Annotated in this window: 17 protein-coding genes; all 17 read right to left on the bottom strand. The window is 39.6% G+C overall.

Annotated features, from left to right (window positions below):
• Positions 1–44: 44 nt before the first annotated feature.
• A complete protein-coding gene (locus FSB73_RS06865; RefSeq protein WP_146780803.1) occupies positions 45–2,792 on the bottom strand; it encodes a SusC/RagA family TonB-linked outer membrane protein in 2,748 nt (915 codons plus the stop codon).
• Positions 2,789–3,007, bottom strand: a complete 219-nt coding sequence (locus FSB73_RS06870; protein ID WP_146780805.1) for a hypothetical protein — start codon at positions 3,005–3,007, stop codon at positions 2,789–2,791. Before FSB73_RS06870 ends, FSB73_RS06865 begins: the two co-directional genes overlap by 4 nt.
• A 301-nt stretch (positions 3,008–3,308) precedes the next feature.
• On the bottom strand, positions 3,309–3,914 hold the full coding sequence (locus FSB73_RS24380) for a substrate-binding domain-containing protein (RefSeq protein ID WP_225974789.1): 606 nt from the start codon (positions 3,912–3,914) through the stop codon (positions 3,309–3,311).
• Positions 3,830–4,318: a LacI family DNA-binding transcriptional regulator gene (locus FSB73_RS24385; protein WP_225974573.1), complete on the bottom strand. Its 489-nt coding sequence runs from the start codon at positions 4,316–4,318 to the stop codon at positions 3,830–3,832. Before FSB73_RS24385 ends, FSB73_RS24380 begins: the two co-directional genes overlap by 85 nt.
• A 267-nt stretch (positions 4,319–4,585) precedes the next feature.
• Positions 4,586–5,227, bottom strand: coding sequence for a hypothetical protein (locus tag FSB73_RS06880; protein WP_146780807.1), 642 nt, complete (start codon positions 5,225–5,227; stop codon positions 4,586–4,588).
• 48 nt (positions 5,228–5,275) lie between these two features.
• Entirely contained in the window at positions 5,276–7,519 is a 2,244-nt protein-coding gene (locus FSB73_RS06885) for a TonB-dependent receptor (protein WP_146780808.1), read from the bottom strand.
• A 135-nt stretch (positions 7,520–7,654) separates the two neighbouring features.
• On the bottom strand, positions 7,655–7,945 hold the full coding sequence (locus FSB73_RS06890) for a winged helix-turn-helix domain-containing protein (protein WP_146780809.1): 291 nt from the start codon (positions 7,943–7,945) through the stop codon (positions 7,655–7,657).
• The gene (locus tag FSB73_RS06895) at positions 7,938–8,528 is read right to left on the bottom strand and encodes a hypothetical protein (protein WP_146780810.1); all 591 of its coding nucleotides are present in this window, start codon (positions 8,526–8,528) and stop codon (positions 7,938–7,940) included. Before FSB73_RS06895 ends, FSB73_RS06890 begins: the two co-directional genes overlap by 8 nt.
• A gap of 203 nt (positions 8,529–8,731) precedes the next feature.
• Complete coding sequence (locus FSB73_RS06900) at positions 8,732–9,397, bottom strand: ABC transporter ATP-binding protein (RefSeq protein ID WP_146780811.1); 666 nt, start codon at positions 9,395–9,397, stop codon at positions 8,732–8,734.
• A 78-nt stretch (positions 9,398–9,475) separates the two neighbouring features.
• On the bottom strand, positions 9,476–10,882 hold the full coding sequence (locus FSB73_RS06905) for an FtsX-like permease family protein (protein ID WP_146780812.1): 1,407 nt from the start codon (positions 10,880–10,882) through the stop codon (positions 9,476–9,478).
• A complete protein-coding gene (locus FSB73_RS06910; protein ID WP_146780813.1) occupies positions 10,879–11,865 on the bottom strand; it encodes an ABC transporter permease in 987 nt (328 codons plus the stop codon). Before FSB73_RS06910 ends, FSB73_RS06905 begins: the two co-directional genes overlap by 4 nt.
• A 20-nt stretch (positions 11,866–11,885) precedes the next feature.
• The gene (locus tag FSB73_RS06915) at positions 11,886–14,246 is read right to left on the bottom strand and encodes an ABC transporter permease (protein ID WP_146780814.1); all 2,361 of its coding nucleotides are present in this window, start codon (positions 14,244–14,246) and stop codon (positions 11,886–11,888) included.
• 40 nt (positions 14,247–14,286) lie between these two features.
• Positions 14,287–15,006 (bottom strand): ABC transporter ATP-binding protein, encoded by a 720-nt coding sequence (locus FSB73_RS06920; protein WP_146780815.1) that lies wholly within the window; start codon positions 15,004–15,006, stop codon positions 14,287–14,289.
• 46 nt (positions 15,007–15,052) lie between these two features.
• A complete protein-coding gene (locus FSB73_RS06925) occupies positions 15,053–15,988 on the bottom strand; it encodes a DUF4097 family beta strand repeat-containing protein (RefSeq protein ID WP_146780816.1) in 936 nt (311 codons plus the stop codon).
• Between the two features lie 47 nt (positions 15,989–16,035).
• The gene (locus FSB73_RS06930; RefSeq protein ID WP_146780817.1) at positions 16,036–18,393 is read right to left on the bottom strand and encodes an ABC transporter permease; all 2,358 of its coding nucleotides are present in this window, start codon (positions 18,391–18,393) and stop codon (positions 16,036–16,038) included.
• Between the two features lie 47 nt (positions 18,394–18,440).
• A complete protein-coding gene (locus FSB73_RS06935) occupies positions 18,441–19,691 on the bottom strand; it encodes an efflux RND transporter periplasmic adaptor subunit (protein ID WP_146780818.1) in 1,251 nt (416 codons plus the stop codon).
• Positions 19,692–19,723: 32 nt separating this feature from the next.
• On the bottom strand, positions 19,724–21,175 hold the full coding sequence (locus tag FSB73_RS06940) for a TolC family protein (RefSeq protein ID WP_146780819.1): 1,452 nt from the start codon (positions 21,173–21,175) through the stop codon (positions 19,724–19,726).
• Between the last annotated feature and the right edge of the window lie 107 nt (positions 21,176–21,282).

Consider the following 21,282-nt stretch of genomic DNA (forward strand, 5'->3'; position numbering starts at 1 on the left):
ATTGTGTTTATTCCCTTAAGAACATCCACCGTTAGAATGTCAGATTAAAAATTAAGGTTCAGGCCAATGGTATACACCCTAGGATTAGGATAGATATTCTGGTCAATGCCCCCGTAAATTTCAGGATCCAGTCCATCATACTTTGTTATACACAGTACATTTTGCACATGCGCACTTAAACTAAGGTCTGTATTCTTGTATTTTAATACTTGTCCAACATTATAAGTGATCCCTATATTATCCATCTTCAAGAACGATGCGTTTTGTACATAATAATCGGATTGTTGTTGTTTATTGATAAAACGCGTGTATAACACATCCGTTACTGCGTTGGCCAGATATTGATTCACAGACATGTTATAGGCAATGCCTTGGTTTGAGGCAATATTATTATACATGTAATTCCCAATATTTGCCCTTAGCGTCGTACTGAAATTCCATTTTTTATATCTGAGATTTGTACTAAAACCCAGCACCCATTTAGGCCATGGTGATTTATAACTATACTGGTCATCATAGGGATTGATTTGCCCATCACCATTTAAATCTTCATAGGCCCCTTCAATGGGTTTACCATTTGCATCATAAACTTGTTTGTAAACCAAAAAGGCATTGGGCTCTTGTTGCATATTCTGGATCTGGATCGTCTGCCCTGTTGCACCTTCAATGCCCCCAACAGGCTGTCCTTTAAAGGAAGAGTCAGCATTAGCCAGTAATTTGGTGATCTTGCTGTTATTATAAGCGGCATTAAGGTTGACGGTCCATTCTACATCATTTGATCTTACTGGTACAAAACCCAGATTCAACTCAGCTCCTTTACTGGTCATAGAACCAATATTGGTTAAGAGCTGATTGGTAAAATTAGTACCTGCAGGGATATTGACAACCGCCAGCAAATCTGTGGTGTGTTTATTATAAACATCAACACTACCAAAAATTCTTTGATCAAAAAATCCAAAATCCAGGCCTATATTAGCCGACGCTGTCTTCTCCCACTTCAAGGACTCATCATAGGAGGAAGGCGTGTACATGGAATAAAAATTATCCCCAAATTGATAGTTTGACACGTTATCGCTGAGATAATAAGTAGGGATAAACCTATAATTATCAATGCCAGACTGATTACCCGTAATACCATAACTGCCTCTAAGTTTTAACGATGACAATGCACTGGCATCACCAAACCAGCCTTCTTTTTTCAGATTCCATCCTAAGGCAACAGAAGGAAACCATCCCCAACGGGTATCCGGTGCAAATTTAGAAGACCCGTCTCTACGCAGAGAAGCCGTTAATGTGTATTTATTGTCGTAAGTATAAATCAAACGCCCAACATAAGAGATCAAGGTATTCTGCTTTAACGAATCGGGATACTTAGGCTGGGAATTTGGGATTTCTCTATTGAAATAATCATAGGAAGCATAATTATCTGTCACACTTCTGTCATCATAATATCCATATAAAAGGATCGCATTAATATTACTCTTAATGGAAGTGATATCCTTTTTATAGTTCAGCATATACTCCGCAAAATAATTATTAAAATCGCTGCTATATTGGTTATTCAGTCCTTTGTAAACGGTCGAAGATTGCAGATTATAGGTGTTTCTGGAGGTCGGCTGTTCCTTTGTCGTCCCCGTAGAATTGCCCACATCGAAACCAAGATTCGCGCTTACGTGCAAATCAGGCAGAAAGTGCAGGCTATAATCCACATTTATATTACCAAAACCGCGGTTATAATGACTGATATCTGTACGTTGACTTAGCATGCTCACGGGATTGAACGCTGCAAGCGGGTTCGGCGTGCCATCTGCACGTACCCATTCATAATAGTTTCCAAATGTATGGTCAGTTCCGTCATAAACAGACTGCGTCGGGTCAAATGCGATGGCAGCTCCTATTGCGCCCTGGTTCGCATTCCTGTTTCTGGTTACACTACCATTCAGATTTAAAGTAATCTTTAAATGATTCTGCCACAAAGTAGGGGTTAAACTCAACGAACCGGTAGTACGCCCCATATTATCTGTTTTAAGAATACCGGCCTGGTTAAGGTACCCCACAGATAAACGATAAGGGATTTTTCCTATGCCGCCAGAAAGACTGATGTTATTATTGGAAGTTACTGCAGTTCTATAAATTTCTTTCTGCCAGTTTGTATTGGCTGTTCCCATAAGGCTCTTCGCTTCCTCATTAAAAAAGCTACTGGAGTTAACAAAATCCCTGAACTGATCTGCCGTTAAGACATCCACATAATCTTTGACCTGGCTTAACGAAAACTGATTATTAAAATTCACCTTGGTTTGCCCAAGACGTCCCTTTTTTGTGGTAATCAAAATAACACCACCTGAAGCTCTCGAACCATAAATGGCTGCAGACGCTGCATCTTTTAAAATAGTGACTGACTCAATATCATTGGGATTGACATAGCCACTAAATGGCGCGCCATCCACAACTTGCAATGGATCCTGTCCTGCACTAAGTGAAGACAGACCTCGTATCCTAATGGTTGAACCACTTCCTGGGTGTCCGCCATTTGAGGTAATGGATATCCCAGGTGCTTTACCTGCAATCATTTGGTCAAAGCTTGTAATGGATCCTTTTTGAAAATCTTTAGTGGAAATAGTGGCAATGGCGCCCGTCACATCTTTTTTATCAACAGATCCATAACCAATTACAACTACGTCGCCCAGATTAGAAGAACTATCTCTAATCAAAATAATATTTATTTGATTATTAGCCCCTATAGGTGCTACCTGCGTTAAATAACCAATAAAGGAAAAAGAGAGGCTGGTCATAGTCGTTGGCACCTGAAGTGAAAAAGCCCCTTGTCATCTGTGATCGTTCCTGTGCTACTTTGGGGAACCGAAACGGATACGCCGGCAAGCGCCGTTTGATCCTGGCTCAAAACGACCCCAGTGATCGTTTTACCTCCCTGAGCTGCTGCCAAGCCGCAAAAAACGACCGACAAGAAAAGTCCCAGTAAAAAAGGAAGTTTTTTAGAATTCGTCATTACTTTGGGTTTTAGAATATTTTAATTTTTTGTTAATAAAAAGCGTTTTTCTTGGGTTAAACGCCAATAGAGAACGTTCCCGAAACATAACGGAAACGTTCCCGATCAGTATTCAGCGGCTAAACTAAAAGGAAATTAAATAACAGCCAAATTTTTCTTAACTTTTATTATGATTTTTATAACAGCCCGAAGAGGCTTTTGACGCATTTTTTCTAAAACAAATTGCCAAATTACGACAACAAAACCTGCAATAACATTTTGAATACCAACAGTTGTTCGTTAAAACGAGTCACAATGGATGTTAGAATTTACTAGAAATCCTATGAATGATTTCCGCGCGTAAAATTTGCTCTTTATTGGAGGGTTGTAACCCATTTAGAATCCCAAAAATAAGTTTTGCAGCCTCTTTACCCAGGGCTTCTGCAGGTTGTGTTATGGTTGACAGCGAAGGGTTCAATAGATCAGCAATATTCAAATTAGAATAACTAATGACTTTTATATCTTCTGGAATACTGATATTCAAATCCTTACAAACCCTATAGGCTGCAGTAGCCAACCGTTCGACACTTGCAAAAAGTGCCTCGGGTTGATATAAAGTTATCGCATGCTTAATCGCTTCGTAAGTTTCGTCAAAGTCATTACTGCAATCTATAATCAGTTTTTTATCTACCTTTTTCCTGCATTTCTTATGCGCCTCCAGATATCCCTGTAAACGTGCATTTCCAATGGATACGCTTTTATCTATCACCAGAAAAGCCACCTTATTTAATCCATTTTTAAGAAAATACTCCGTGGCTTTAAAACTACTGTCAAAATCATCCGTTACAACTTTAGGCACCTCAATATCTTCGTAAACCCGGTCAAAAAATACCAGTGGAATTTTACTGTCCTTAAGCTTTTTATATATTGATGATCTGAACCTTCTCCGGAAACCGACATGATAATCCCCTCTACCCTGCCATTAAAAAGATCCTCAACAATACTGATTTCCTTGCTATAGTTACTATCCGTAACATACACCAACGTATGATAACCTTTGGCCTGGGCCACTTTTTCAATGCCTTTCACAGCTAATGAAAAGAAATTATTAGCAAGTTCAGGCATGATAACGGCCAGCGTCCGACTTTTTGAGCCCCTGAGGTTGCTGGCATATATATTAGGATAATAACCTAACTCCTTGGCTTTATCCAAAATAAACTGCTTGGTCTGAGGATTAATATCATTCTTATCCCTAAAGGCTCTTGAGACTGTCGAGGTGGACAGATTCAGTGCCTGGGCCAGTTCTTTAATATTGATAAATGACTTAGACATATGGGTAAGATATACAACGCAAAGTAATTACTTTATTCAGGAAATCCACCATTTTTTTTACATTATCATTAATAATAATATCTCCTACAGCTATATAGTTCCCGTGGAAGCCCCTGACCAAATCTCAAAACAAAAGCCACAATCACAAAATTTAAAATCCCCCTGCACCCTATTATTATAACTTGAATCCGCCAAATAAAAGGCGGCCCACCTTTCATAAAAGTGGTACCGCCTATAAATTTAAATTGCTATTCTAATAATTACTAATTACTGCTCACACTTTTTCAACATAGCTTCCGCATCCTCTTTGCCCCATTTTGGCTTAAAACTCTTGGTGGTATCTTGCATTGCATAAAGATCGACTGATTTTTGAAACAGCGGCTTAGCACCTTTGGCTCCGCCTCCAAAGCTTTCAGGCGTATGAAATACGGTCTGCCCTTTCATAAAATAAATTCTGGGGTTAGTCGAGTCCTCGGCCACTGCCATTTTAAAATATTTCTCCATCAAGGGCGCCTTCTCCATAAATCTAGCCGCTGGATTGACAGTCATTTTCAGCACTTCATTATAATAATGCAAAGTAGTAAGTTCTGAATTTTTTTCAATAGTTTCTGCATTGGCAAGTAAGGTGTCCACCTGGGCGGCAATCTGATCCTTGTCAGCTGACTTATCATTTATGGCCCCATGCAGTTTTGCAAGAGCCGCATAATAATAAGGAATCCATAAAGATTTTTCCGCATTACCAATTCTGGTAAAAGCCGCAGCAACACTATTATAATCTTGCATTGATTTAGCCTCCCTCAGCAATTTTAAATCGGCCTTCATAGCAGGCACATATCTGGCAGATTGAGCCATTAAACCGGTTGCGCTCAGCAATAAAACAAATGCTGTGGTAGCAATTATTCTTTTCATTGTTTTTATTTTTAAGTGATGTTTAAATTAAATCATATATAAAAAAGGTTACAAATTTTCATTGATAATCTCCTGAGATCTGTCTCTCCCAAAGTTAAAGAATACTCCTATAAAATATTGACGTTTGGACATTGGCCATACAGGCTGTTTATAAGAGCCATCGTAGGAATAATTATAGGTATAAATCTGTTGAAGGCCTAAAATATTCTTAATTGTGGCGACAAACATCACTGTCATTTTCTTATTTGTCTTCCCAAAATCAGGCAAGTAATCTATACTAAAATCTAGGTTATTATAATCAGAAGACTTCCCTTGGGTTTTCAACTGATAAGTATGACTTTGCAAATCCGGTGCAAAATAATAATAAGGCCTTCCTGTTGCAAAACTATAAGAAAAATTCACCTGTGATTTAATACCCGGAATGAATTGTTGCAACACCGCAGAAAAAGTATGCGGGGTAATAAAGTCAGGTTGCAACGGTGTAGGATAATTTAAAAATTGACGCTTTGTGTGGATATAGGAATAACTAATCCAATATTTAAAGGGAAAAGTTTTCTGATCCTTCCAAAACAGATCAAAACCTTCCGCATGCCCATAACCGTCATTAGAAAAAGGATAATCATTTACCTGGGTCGCAGGCACAAGACTAATGAGATCATCATACTTTTTATAATAGGCCTCCAGACGCAAAATCTGACTGGTAGTGCTTTTCTGATAATTAAGTATATACTGCGTGGACTTGGTAAATCTTAAATTTTGATTATACATCAGATAATGCGCTTCGGGCTTCTGATAGAAAATACCATAGGCCGCAGAGAGCTGTTCATTGGGGCCAATACGATAGGCCGTTGAGATCCTAGGCGCCACCTTTGTTTCATTTATAAGGGCAGACCTTTCAGCGCGAATACCCGATTTCAACATAAAGTTATTGGTGAAATAAAGGTCGTTTTCTGCAAATACCGCCCCATAATGGTCATTAAATTTAATGCTGCGGCCATTATATAAACCATCCGTATGTGCATAATCATATTCTCCGCCAAAGCGAATTGCATTTAAATACCGAAATGTTTTTTCCAAAACAAATCTTGATTGCAGGTGATCCTCAGAATTCAAATAGGTGAAAATTTTATTATTCATCCAATATAAAGAAGGATCAAATACAACTGCTTCATTCTTATTATCCAGAACAGATCGGGTAATATGGTCATGATTCATACTAAAGCTATTGGCCCAGGTCATTTTCCATTTAGCCCCCAACAGTTCGGTCCAGTTCAGGTTATTATACCAGTTATTATTGGCAACATTAATTTTATCTTTTAGCACCAGACTATCAATATCCTGCCAGCTATAGCCGACATCATTATGGCTGAACTCGGTGTAATATTTAATCATGCCCCCTTTTGTCTTTCTGTGATAATAAAAATTAGCCGTATGATATACCGGAGTTTTTGTAATATCAAAATAGGTGTTGACAACCTGCATTTCCGGCCAGACATTTATATAGTTATAACTGATGCCATAAGCCGATTTTTTATCCCTGGCCAATTGCTGCGTTCTAAGGTTAACATAAGCAATGGGCGATACATCTATTTCATATTCTGATTTTTCAGGCAGGTCATTACTATTCATTAGCAAAACAGATGACATGGCATTACCATAAAGTGCAGAGTAGCCGCCAGTAGCAAACATGGTTCCACTAAATAGCCGCGGATCAAATCTACCCCTTTGCATGATTTGCGGGCCTCCCGCATAGTAAGGGTTTTGAATCACCGCTCCATCCATATATTGAGCGGTTTCACCCGCAGTTCCCCCATGAACAAACAAACCGGAGCTTTCGCCGTTTTGCTGGGTACCTGGTAAAAGCCTCATAGCGGAGGAGATATCCGCATTCGTTGACGTGGTCAATATATCCAGTGAGGAGAGAACAACTCCCTTTTTATTATCACCGGCAGAAAAGGAACCCGCGGTAATGGTAACGGCACTCAGTTCATTAAAAGCTTCTTTCAACACAACATTTAGGGTAATTGCTTGCCCATTGAGCTGCACAATCTTTTCTATAGATTTGTAACCGGTCAGACTAAAAATAAGCGTATCAGTGCCCTGATCTGTTGTTGTAAAATGATAGTTTCCAGCGCTATCAGTAATTGCGCCATCATAACCGTTTTTAACAGCAATGCTGGCACCAATCAAAGGTCTCATTTTACCATCTTTTACACCACCTTCAATTTTGGTTTGCGCGTTTGCCTTAAATAATATAAGGCCAAATAAGAAAATAAAATAACCGCTTTTCATCGATTAATAATGTTTAAAATTTTATAGGTTTTGCTATCCCACAAAATTCAGATGATTATTTAAACCAGCCCAGCTTTTTAAGGTAAAACTACCTACCCGTTCGGTAAAATGCTCTCAAGTTCCTCCGAAGTATACTTAGGCCTTTGGTTTTAAATAATCTTTTAGTACATCCACATAATTACTAAAGGCTTCCAGTCCTGCCTTGGTAATTTTGCAGGTGGTTAATGGGTATTTCCCTCTGAAAGACTTTTCTACCTGAATGTAACCAGCATCCGCCAATTTTTGTACCTGTACACTCAGATTGCCTGCCGTAGCGCCGGTTTTTAGCTTAAGTTCTTTAAACTCTGCTTCACCAGCACCAACCAACAAACTTACTATTGCCAGCCTGAGTTCAGAATGTAATAATGGATCAAGTTCCCTAAACATGAGCATCTCCTTTTGCTTTTTGCCAGAGAATATAGCCAGGCAATAAATAACCAAGTAACATTAAAACACTAGTAAGTAATAATTGCCCTGATCCCATTGGCAACAGTGTACAAATAACTGCGCCGATCCAAAATATAATAGCACCTGCATAAAGAGACCAGAATCTATAAATACCGCCCGTAATAAACATCCCCATGCCGAGTAAAAGGTAAATAAACGGTGGCGCGAAAATCTGATAATGCAAACATAAATACATCAATACAAAATAGCTGATGGCATAGGCAATCCATACCTTGCCATTAATACTATCCAGCCTGGTAAATTTTCGGGTTTTTGGAGCAATACGCCAAAAATAAACGGCAGTAATCAATATCCCTAATCCGATGCCTATCCCCCAGATATACCCATCGCGGCCATCATGACCTAAGGCGTGCGCTGTAAAAGAGGTTAAACAAATCAGGATGATCAGTACTCCCCACAATAAAAAGGCAAAGCCATTATTATAAAAGCGGTTTCTGGTATCCGCTAACATCTTTTCGATGATTTGCAGGCTTTCAGTTGGTGAAATTGCTTTCTCTTCCATATTTTTGAATTTTATAAAACAAAAGTAAACTAGTTTATTTTATAAACCAAACTAAAATACAAAACAAAATCCTTCATTATAATCAACTTATTCATCTTTATTAGGTTAAGCAGGTAAAAATATTGGCCATAAGCTGTAAAAAAGGACTTTTTACAGCTTATGGCCATCTAAAAATCACAAAAACATCGCTAAAAAGAGCAAAATCAGCTTTCTATCCTGCCATCCAATAGATTAATAATACGGTCCCCATAGGCTGCATTCTTTTCCGAATGGGTAACCTGAATGATTGTAACACCGTCTTCTTTGTTGAGCCTTGTAAAAATTTCCATAATCTCCTCGCCTTGTTTAGAGTTCAGATTACCGGTTGGCTCATCAGCCAGAATTAAATCAGGCTTTGCAACCAGGGCCCTGGCTATGCCTACTAATTGTTGCTGACCACCGGACAGCTGTGCTGGGAATAAATCCTTTTTGCCCACAATCTGAAACCGATCCAGCATATCCGCCACGATAGCTTTTCTCTCAGCACTTTTAATATCCTGATATAGTAAAGGCGTTTCTATGTTTTCATAGACGGTCAACTCATCAATTAAATGATAGGCTTGAAAAACAAAGCCTATATGATCTTTATGTAATGCTTGTTTTGCTCTTTCTTTCAGCTTTCCTACCTCTTCACCCATAAACAGGTATTGCCCCTCGTCCCAGTCATCTAGCATTCCTATTACATTAAGAAGCGTAGATTTACCGGATCCTGATGGCCCCATAATCGATACAAAGGCGCCTTTGTTAATGGTAATATTGATATCCTTTAATAGAAAAGTTTGCAAAGAACCGGTTTTAACCCATTTGGAAAGATGTGATAGTTCAATCATTGTATAGTATTGTTTTCTAAATTGTGAATATAATAAATAGATTCGAAGCACTTGAATATAATGTCATTGCCCTTTCCCCTATTCTGCCTTAATGCTGTTTACCGGATTTGCGCTGGCTGCTTTAATGGATTGATAGGAAACCGTAAGTAAGGCAATCAACAGGCCTGTGGTTGCAGACAGCCCAACAACCAACCAGGAAATGTGAATTCGATATTCAAAATGAGATAACCACTTCTGCATCAAATAAATGGCTACAGGTATGCCTATAACAATGGAAAGCAGCACCAATTTTAGAAAATTCAAACTTAGCATTTTACTAATTGAAAAACTGCTGGCGCCCAGCACTTTACGGATGCCAATTTCTTTTGTCTTTTGTTCAGCCATAAAGGCAGATAACCCAAACAAGCCCAAACAAGATACAAAAATAGCCAGACAAGAAAACAGCAGCACCACTTTTTGCATTACCCTATCCGCATTATAAAGCGTGGCCAGATGTGCGTCTAAAAAAGAATAATCAAATGCAACGGCAGGCACATATTTGGCAAAATCCCTTTGTACCTTATCCATTGTAGATGCAAGCTGGTCTGTATTCATCTTGATTAGCATAGCATTAAAGGATTCTGGAGCATCATTTGCCGCATAATAAATATAGGGTTCAATGGGTCTTTTTAAAGAAAGAAAATTAAAATCATCCACGACGCCGACGATATAGGCATTGTTACCCAAATCCACCTGAACTTTTCGACCAATGGCCTCTTCAGGCGTCCATCCAAGATAATCGATCACCTTTTTATTGGCCACAACATATACCATGGAATCAGTTTTTGACAGATGGTCCGGCAGGGTTTTTCCTGCTAGCAATTTCAATCCCAGCGTAGAAACCACTGCGCCGTCTGCGTGGCAGGTAAATAGTGTCAAATCTGATTTTTCATCACCTTTATGCAGAGATCTTTGACTGGCACTAAAACCAGGCGGAACTTGTAACTGTGATACTTCATGGACTTGCGGAATCTGCGAGATGGCATTGGAAAAGCTTTCCAAATGACCTGGATCCCGGACACCACTAATGTTAACCATCAGCACCCCATTGGGGTTAAATCCCAAATTCTTGTTGCCTACAAATTTCATTTGCTGATAAATAATCACAATAGCAATGATCAAAACAATAGAACAACTAAATTGAACAACAACAAGTATCTTTCTAAACAACTGGTCTGCCCCACCCCTGGAAAACTTCTTTTGCATGAGTTGTAAAGCAGAACTACCTGATAATAAAAGCGCCGGATAACTACCTGCAAGTAAGGTCACTATAAACCAGATAACCAAAAGGAATAAAAAAGTAGGTATGCCTAAAAGATCTGTTATATCTAAATGGCTCCCACTGATTGAATTAAACAAATACAAACTACCAAATGACATAACAAAACCTACAATAATGGCTAGTAACACCGTAAGTCCTGTATCTGCATAAAATCGCAGAATCATTTGTGCCCTGGTAGCCCTAATGTTTTATTTATACCAACCTCCCGTGCTCTTTTCTCAGATCTGGCCGTAGCGAGGTTCATATAATTAATGGCTGCAATAATGACGATTAAAAGCCCTAATAACCCTATCTGCCTTACCGTCTTGATATCACCTATACGACTAATATACGTGTCGGTTATTTGTGCTGAATGTAAATGGATTTCAGATAACGGCTGTATTTTGAGATCAAACCACCGATCTTCTCTGTCTTTTATATATTTTTGAGTCAACGCTGCCACCTTTTTATTAACAACCGCAGCGTCTGCGCCAGGTTTCAACAAACAAAAAGTTTCATAACTGGCATTACTCCAATATATACTTTTACTCAGCCGGTCAGCCTTAAAGTTACCAATAATAGCGGGATCTATGCTGCTATTATCAGGCAAGTCCCGATAAACGCCCGTAACAACCAAATGCGGTCCATTATCTACAATAATGGATTGTCCAATTGGGCTTTTAACCCCAAAAAGCCTTTTAGCCTCCGTCTGGTTTATGACAACAGCATTATCCTCACCCAAAGGATTGGATGCATTACCGACAACAAAATCAAAATCAAAAATTTTAAACAAATCCGGGTCAGACCAGTAAAGTAAATCTTCCTTATAATTTTCATGGTCCACCCTAAGCGTTGCCGGCGTACCAAAACCATTTTTAAGCAACCTAGCCGCACTAGCAACTTCTGGGATATCCCTGGTCAAAGCAGGAGCCACCGCATTGGGTACACTGGCCCACACTTCATTTGGTTTTGCATGTGGCACTAAATTCACCCGGTATATATTATCCAGGTGGGTGTACATACTGTCAAAGCTCTTTTGTTTGCAAATAAACAAAAACAGCGGAATGCATATAGCAACAGCAATAGAAAGGCCCATTAGATTCAGAAAGCTAAACAGCTTACTTGTTCTAAAATTGCGCAATGCTATTTTTAAATAATACTTTATCATGATTTATACATTAAAATCAATTATTCAGTTTTCAGACTTTTTACCGGACTTACCCGGGCTGCTTTCATCGCCTGAAAACTTACCGTTAAAATGGCGATTATAACTGCTATCAAAATTGTTATAACAAACCACCACCACTGCACACTAATACTATAAGTAGAGGCAGATAACCACCTATGCATAATATAATAGGCTATAGGCACAGCGATTACAAAAGAAATAATAATTAACTTCACAAAGCCCTTAGAAAGTAAGCCAATTATTCCTGCGACACTCGCCCCTAACACTTTACGAACACCAATTTCCTTGGTTTTGGTTTCTGCCATATACGTAATCAATCCAAATAAACCCAGGCAAGATATAAAAATGGTGAGTCCTGCAAAGAGCATGGATAATTGCCCCAGCTTTTTATTTTCCTTAAATTTCGTGGCATAGGTATCATCGGCAAAATGGTACTCAAAAGGATAATCCATATTATATTTATCAAATACTTGCTTAATCGTAGCCAGGTTTTGCTCTACTGAGTGGGCAGGATTAAGCCTGTAATGTATGGTAGAATACCAAGAATCAGGTCCTTCAATGACCATCGGTTGTATCTTATCAAAGGGTTGTTCAATTATAAAATCATCGATTACCCCGACAACATGCCATTTTGTATCATTATCACCAACAATGGCTCCAATAGGATTTTTAAGGCGCATGGCCTTAACTGCCGACTGGGTCAGCATCATGGCCGTGCTATCACCAGGGTATTTATAAATATCTATATCCCGACCTTTCACAAGATGCATACCCATGGTTTTTACCATATCAGCATCTGAGCTGTACCTTACAAAATCAGTTTTCTCATCTGCTTTGTTAGATCCTGGCCAAGTCATACCCCATCCATCACTAAAACGCTGTGTAATGGGAGACATATTACGGGACATGGATGTAATGGCACCGCTACTTAAAAGTTCATTTTTTAAAGCTGGATAATTCTTGCGAAGATTGCCATTAAGTGAGCTAAATACCAGTTCACTTTGGTTATAACCGGTATCTCGATTTTGGACATAGCGGATATCCTGGGTAATCATAATAGTGGTTAAAATCAAAATAATGGCTACTGTAAATTGCAATACAACCAAAACTGACCTGGCACTGATTTTACCACCCATACGCACAAAACTGCCTTTGAGCACCTTTACAGGAGCAAAGGAAGAAAGATAAAAGGCAGGATAACTACCTGCTATAAGTCCCGTTATAACCATAACAGCTAATGCAATTAACCAGCCTGTCCATCCAAAATGCCAGCTGAGTTTCGTTTCTACGAGGTTTCCAAAGGCAGGCAGCACTAAAAGGACGATTCCTAAGGCGATTATAAAGGCAAACAAGGACAGCAGGACACTTTCTATCAAAAATTGAGCAATCAGTCTGATCCTGGAAGCGCCAATTACTTTCTTAACCCCTACCTCCCTTGCTCTCCTTTCACTTTGTGCCGTGCTAAGATTCATAAAATTAATGCAGGCAATCAAAAGCAACAAAAATCCAATTACAGCCAGGCAACGAACCACAACAATTCTTCCGGAGTCAAACTTGCCATTATGCTGTTCACTGTATAAAAACACATTTTTTAGAGGTTCCGCATATATTTCTGTGGTAATATCATCCCTATGGCTTTTGGTAACATCCCTGATCGCCTGATTAAAAGCCGAAAGATTAGTGCCTTTTTGCAATTTGACATAGGTCTGCACTGAATTATTCCCCCAACTACTGTCAACTTCCCCAAATCGATTGGCATACGCCCAACTTAACAAATAGTCAGATTTAAGATCCGTATTCTCCGGCATATCTTTAATGACGCCTGATACAGTAACCAAACTAGACGTATCTAATTTAATCGTTTGACCAACAACATCAGTTCTTCCAAAAAGCGCTTTAGCAAATGAGCTAGCCAAAATAATACCGGTTCCCGCATCCCAATCCTTATTAGGTCCTCCGGTTACCATAGGAAAGCTGAACATTTTAAAAAACCCCGGATCTACATAATTCCCATTCTTGTTTTGAATTTTCTGATCACCTACTGTAAATAGGAACGACTGACCCGTTCTAGATCTGGTCCAGTTCTGTATTTCCGGCCGCTCACTAGCTAAAGTTGAACCTAGTATTTTAGGCGTATACCTCCAGGTATACAAATCACCGCCAAGTTTGTCCCGATTGGAGATCATAAATAACTGATCCTCCTGCTTATGAAACCGGTCATAACTAAGCATATGTTGCAATAATATGGCGATCAGTATGGCTCCAGCCATGCCGATGGCCAGTCCAAAAATATTCAGACCAGAAAAGAGTTTATTTCGTTTTAAGCTGCGCCAGGCAGTCTTCAAATAACTTTTTATCATGATTGCAACATTTTACATAGTAAGTAAGCCGAGATATTGTTTAATGCTCAGATTTCAAATCCACATCCGGGATATAATCCAATTCTCTCAGGATATTTTCCGTAATCTTTTCCCCATCCAGCATCCTGATGATACGATGACTAAATTTAGCGTCATGCTCACTGTGGGTCACCATGATAATGGTCGTCCCGGCCTCGTTTAATGAAGTAAGCATATCCATTACTTCATTACCATTGTGGGAGTCTAGATTACCGGTAGGTTCATCCGCCAGTATAAGTTTCGGTTTATTGACCACTGCGCGCGCAACCGCAACACGCTGTTGCTGTCCACCGGATAACTGCTGCGGAAAGTGACTTTTACGATGCATAATTTGCATCTTCTCTAAGGTTTCTTCTACCATGATTTTTCTGTCCGCAGGTTTGATATTATTGTAGATGAGCGGCAACTCTACATTTTCATAAACCGTCAATTCATCAATCAAATTAAAACTCTGAAAGACAAAGCCTATATTTTTCTTACGCAGCATGGCACGTTTCTGTTCATTAAAATGTGCAATTTCCTGACCGTTAAAAATGAAACTGCCCCCATCGCAGTCGTCCAACAGCCCAAGAATATTAAGCAGCGTAGACTTACCACAACCCGAAGGGCCCATTATGGCGACAAATTCACCTTGCCTCACTTCAAAGGACATTTTGTTGATCGCTACTGTCTCAATAAGATCTGTTCTATATACCTTTTCTAAATCCGTTATTTTGATCATGATCTAATATTTTAAATTAATTTGGATGCAAATATGCGTTTGGGTTTTAGGATTGACTGATATGGATATCTCCGCTGACAGTTTCAATGTCCAACTCCTTGCCCCCACCATTCACCTGGGCTACGACTTTCCTTTTACTTTTTGTTGAATAATTTATAGCGCCCAGTCCATTCAGATTCATATCTCCACTAAGGGTATTTAAATGCAGATCCATACCTGCATTATTTTTAATTTTTAGGTCAACATCTCCAGAAACGGTCTTCATCTTAACGTCCTGGCCCAATTTTCCGGCTACAATCTGAATATCGCCACTAACGGATCCGGCTTTCATTAATGCCCCCACTTTTCCTGCCTTAATATCCCCGGAAGTGGTGGAACCAGAAAAACTACCGCCCACTGAACTCACTTGGATATCTCCCGATACACTTGCCGTCACGGCGTCGCCACTTAGATGCCCAAGTTCAATATCTCCGCTGGTCGTACTAATATTAACCTGTCCTGCACGGGTAAGTTCGACATCGCCACTGACAGATTTAATATTCGCATCTGCTGCAGATGGGGTGTGCAAAATAAAACGTAATCTTAAACCTTGGTTATTACCTATATGCTTGGTTTTGAATTCGACCTTTACAGTCAATTGACTTCCATTTAATTCAGTGGTAATGTCGTAATACTTTTCTAGTCGCTCTTTAATCTCTGACTCAGAAAGAGATTTATTGTTTGGGCCTTTTGCCAGCATCTCAACAGTAGCTTTATCTGTTGCATCACCCATGACGTCCACATCGGCGCTCACAGTACGTACATCCATCGATTTTACCTGACTGGCATCAAATTGTTTTTTGCTTACAGATCGAAAATTATCTTTCTGCAAAACAGAACTAATTGAAAGGCCGTCACCGTTATCAGACCCATTATTTGCCTGCACGCAAGATGCCCCTAGTAAAAAGGCGAGTGTCGTAATAGCCAAAATTCTCTTTTTCATTTTTAATATTTTTACTTGTATTATTTAATTTATTGTTTTGTCAACTTTTATTCCGAGCGGATAGCCTTTACCGGATTTAGTCTGCCTGCCTTAAATGCCTGCGAACTAACTGTGACAAAGGCAATAATCACGACAGATAAAGCCGTAACCGCAAATACATACCAGTGGATATTTATCCGGTAATCAAAATCCATCAACCAGTGATCCATTAGGTAATAGGCAATGGGGAAGGCGATTACACAAGAAATAAAGACCATAATAATAAAGTCCCTGGTCAAAAGCTTTATTACGGAGCTCACTGAGGCGCCCAAAACCTTTCTAATTCCAATCTCTCTGGTTCTTTGTTCAGCCATATAAGCTGACAACCCAAATAAGCCCAGACAGGAAATCACGATGGCCAGCCCCCCAAATATAATGGCCAGTGAGCCCGTAAATCGTTGTTGCTGAAATGTCGCCTCAAACGCCTTATCCATAAAATGGTAATCAAAAGCTTTAGCCGCGTCAAATTTCAAAAAAACAGACTTTAATGCGGCCAAAGAACCGGACAAATCCGCTTCATCCTGTAAACGAATAAAGATTAAGCCCGTAGCTTTAGGCTGATTAAAAAACATTAATGGTGCCGGATGTGTGGCTGATATATTATTATAAATAAAATCCTTTGTGATGCCAACAATAGTCAAAGCTCCATGTTGACCATAATATATCAGGCCGCCTACACGTCCTTCCTTTCCCATGAGTGATGCCAGCGTTTCATTAATAATGATATCATTGCTATCCAAGTCTGGATTGGACTTAAATCCCCTTCCGGCTACCAACGGGATATTAAACGTATTCAAATAATTATTATCCGTTCTAACTTTGGTAATCAAAACATCCTCGTTTTCCTGCTTTCCTTTCCACTTAAGGCCCCCTCCATTATTATTCATTTCGAGTGGTGTATGTGAACCCAGAGAAACCGAAGCAACTTTTCCTGTTGCCATTAATGCCTGCTTTAAGGCAGGGAAAGATTCAGAAAGTTTGTCAGAGGCGGTTAGGTAAACCACATTATTCTTATTGTAGCCTAAATCTCTAGTGCGCATATGCTGAATCTGGTGATAAATCACAAATATGGCGACAATAATAATGGCAGAAACTGAAAATTGCAACACCACCAATATCTTCCTGATAAAGCTGGCGCCTCCTGCTTTAAGGCCATTACCTTTAAGGGCTGCGATGGGATTGAAAGAAGAAAGATAAAATGCGGGATAAATGCCGGCCAATAGACCGCTAAATATACCAAGTCCACATACAAAACCGATATGCTTTAGGCTCCTTAGGTTCATTTGAAGATGTAAGCCAATCAGGCCATTAAAAAGCGGTAGGCAGGCAGCAATAAGCAATAATGCAATAACCACAGCAGCAAAAGACATTAAGACTGCCTCTGAGAGTAACCTTAAAATCAGTCCCCTTCGGGAAGAACCCATCACTTTCCTTAGTCCAATCTCCCTGGCACGCTTTTCACTTCTTGCCGTAGAAAGATTCATAAAATTAATACAGGCAATCAGTAAAATAATAAAAGCGATCAACGCAAACATTCTGACCATTTTCACGGTTCCACCAGTAGCTTCCTTTGTACCACTAAAGTTGCCATGCATGGCAATACGCTCCATAGGATACATAAAATAGGTATAGCTCAATTGTCCATGGCTTTTTGCAAGACCGGCCAACGCAGCATTTACTTTCTTAGCAGACGCTCCGGGCTTTAATAGAACCCATGCCTCTGTCATATTATTATTCCAGGCATCATATTGCTTATTTTGATTATAATAAACGCTGTAAGGTAAAATGATTTTGGCATTGGCAAAGGTCATATTCTCTGGCGGATCCTTAAACACAGCATTGATCTGATATGGCTGTTTATCGATTTGAAGCATTTTGCCGATAACATCTACACTTCCAAAATAAGCTTTAGCGACTTTTGCTGACAATGCGACACCGTCAGGTGCAGATAGTGCGCGATTCGCATCCCCCCTAATCACATTATAACTAAACATATTAAGGAACTCAGGGTCAGCGTAAGCAGCTTGTTCTGCAAAATTTTTATTCTCCAAAGAAACATTAATTCCTGCGTCAATATACCGCACAGCCGTTTCCACCTCCGGAAAATTATTAAGAAGTTCATCTCTGATTCCTAGTGGCATAACAGGAAAGGTATAAGTATCCTTACCATATACCTGCGCATTTTCCATCCGGTATACCCTGCTCAGGTCCTTAACCGAATGATTAAAGGTCGTATAATACTCTACCCAAAGCAGAATAATCCCTGCACAGGCTATGCCAATGGCCAGGCCAGTGATATTCAGCAGGCTAAAAGCCCTGCTTTTTTTAAAATTCCGCCAGGTAGTGATCAAAAAACGTTTAAACATGTCTTATAAGTTTTAACCGCTATTTACTATTAATGGATTGAGCAATTTTAATTAATCACCAGTGTTTCATTGTCTCCAAAGTTATCATAACTACTGGTGACCACCTTGTCTCCAGGTTGTAAGCCCTTTAGAACTTCATAATAATCCGGATTCTGACCACCAATTTGAATATCCACCTTAAAGGCAGTAGAACCACCCTTGCTGAGTTTATAAATCCAGTTGCCACCAGTTTTCTGGAAGAATCCACCTCTTGGTACCAGTAAAGCCTTTCTATCATCACTTAAAGTCAGCATGATCTGCAGGCTTTGCCCTCTGTGAATCGTTTTAGGGGCTTTATCTTCAAAAGCCATATCTACCTGAAACCGTCCGTTAGTCACGGAAGGATATACCTTTTTAACGTTAAGATGTAAAGTATCATTGCCTACAACGGCTGTTCCGGTCAGGCCCGGAAATACATTATTAATATAATGCTCATCCACATCTACCCGAACCTTATAATCACTGATCACATCAATTTGCCCCAGTCTTTCTCCTTTATTTTTATTCTGACCCACTTCCGCATCCAGTGAAGTCAGCTGCCCATCCACTGGCGCCCGAACAATCAGATCGCCTACTTTTTGTTGCATCAGAGAAAAGGCTTTGTTGGCGCCAGAATATAGTTTATTTTGTTGTGCCAGTTGCTGAACCTTATCCACGGAGTCCTGCTGCAATAGTGTCCTTTGTAAATCCAGCTTTTTTACCAGATAATCGTAACTTATTTTTGCCTTCTCATATTCCTGAGATCCGATTGCCTTTTGACCATAGAGTTTTTTATCCAGATCATACAGCCTTTTAGCCTCCTGCAATTGACTTTGTACATCCGCCAATTGATTTAAGTTACTGACAGAGGTCTGACGGGCACCATTTTGGGCAATCTGCACCTGCATCAACGTATTATACACATTATTTTGCTGTTCCACCAGACTCATCATCAGATCTGGATTAGATAAACGAAGAATTGGCTCTCCTTTTTTCATCATGGCCCCATCTTCTACATAACGCTCCTCCACCCGGCCACCTTCCATGGCATCCAAATAAATAGTCGCAATGGGCATCACCACGCCGTTGACCGGAATATAGTTTTTAAATTGTCCTTCCGTCACCTCACTAATGGTAATTCTTTCCTTGTCCACATTTAAACGAGTGCCGCCACTGGCATAATAAATACTCCCCGCTATCAAGGCTACAAGTGCCACAATCCCTATTATGGTCAATATTTTTTTACGGGTCCAGGTCTTCTGTTCTATCGCTCTATCCACTGCTGTATATTTTAAAAATTAAGTTTGGGTTATTAAAGAGAAAGTGCTCCTTTATAATAACTAAGTATTTTTGTTTTAAAGATGTAATTATATTTTGCCACAATTAATGCATTTTCTGCCTGACTATATTTGGTCTTTGCAATCAGATATTCCGCAGAATTAATGGCTCCTGTATTAAATTTCACTTCAGAGATCCTAAAATACTCCTTATAAGCGGCTACCTGATCCTGTTGCTTGAGCCACGCATTAAGGGCTGTTTGTTGATCAAAATAGGCCTTGCTAATCGTGTTTTTGAGATCCGTCTGAGTGGTACTCAACTGATCCTTTGCCAGGTCTTGTTGTAGCTTTGCGACTTTCACATCGCTTCTGGCCTGGGAACCATTAAAGATCGGAATATTCAAAGTCAGGTTCAGATTCGTTCCATAATTATTTTTCAATTGGTTCCAATAAGGAATATCTCTATAACTCATAGCAGTTGTATTCGTATACACCGGCAACTTTTCCGATCCGCTGATTACATAATTGCCATTTTCCTGTGTGATGCTTTCCCCTGCTATAGAACGGGTAGCTGCACTGGAAAATGCGGTTCCAATGCCTCCATTTAAAGACAAAGAAGGATATAAATCAGCCTTTTCCACAGCAACGTTCTTGCCAGCACTCAGAAATTTTAACTGTGCAGATTTAACCGAAGGCAAATAAGTTAAGGCCCCCTTATAGATTGCGTCAATGGACTGATTCTCTGCGGATTTCACATCCATAGTCTTTGGCTCCTTTAGCACAACATCCAAATTGAGTGGCTGGTTCATCAGCTGAAACAAGGTAATTTTGGCAGATTTAATAATATTCTTTTGATCGATGATCGCCAGTTCACTACTACTTAATTGACCTTTCATGTCATAAAAATCATCTGGATTAGCAGCACCACTCTCATTTAAGGTATCCAGGCGATTATATTGCACCTGTGAAGAAAGCAATTGCCTATAATAGTTATTTAAGATTTCCTGCTGATTGAGGACTTCCAGGTATGCAGCAATCACCTGAATAGTAATGGCATCTTTGCTCTGCTGCGCATCCCATGTACCTGCCTCGGCGTCTAATTTAGTCTTTCTGATATAATTACGAAGTTTAAATCCGTTCCATAGACTAAGAGATGCACTTAAGCTATAATTGGCAGAAGTAAAACTCTGCGAAATATAACTATTATCAGAGGGATTGATGGAGCGGCCACTATTAAGCCCATGACCAATATACCCACTGACAGAAGGAAGCTGTTCTAACTTTGCCTGATTATGGTACACACCAGCGATTGCCGCATTTGTTTTGGCCGTTTTAATATCCATATTATTTTGCAGAGCCGTTTCCACACACGCTTCCAGGCTCAGATACTGCAACTGACTACTATCAGTCCTGGCTGTATCAACTTGACCAAAACCTTTGCCCACCCAGCAGGCCACCACACAAATTATAAAAACCAGTTTTTTCATTCACCAAATTTTCAAAGATTCAGTAAAGGCTATGCCAATCAATTAATCAATTAAATATCAGTGAGTTACAATTTTGCCATTTCCCTCAAACTGTCCGCTTTTGATAC

Origin of the sequence: Arachidicoccus ginsenosidivorans, assembly GCF_007971385.1 — a bacterium.
In the GTDB taxonomy this organism is placed as follows: domain Bacteria; phylum Bacteroidota; class Bacteroidia; order Chitinophagales; family Chitinophagaceae; genus Arachidicoccus; species Arachidicoccus ginsenosidivorans.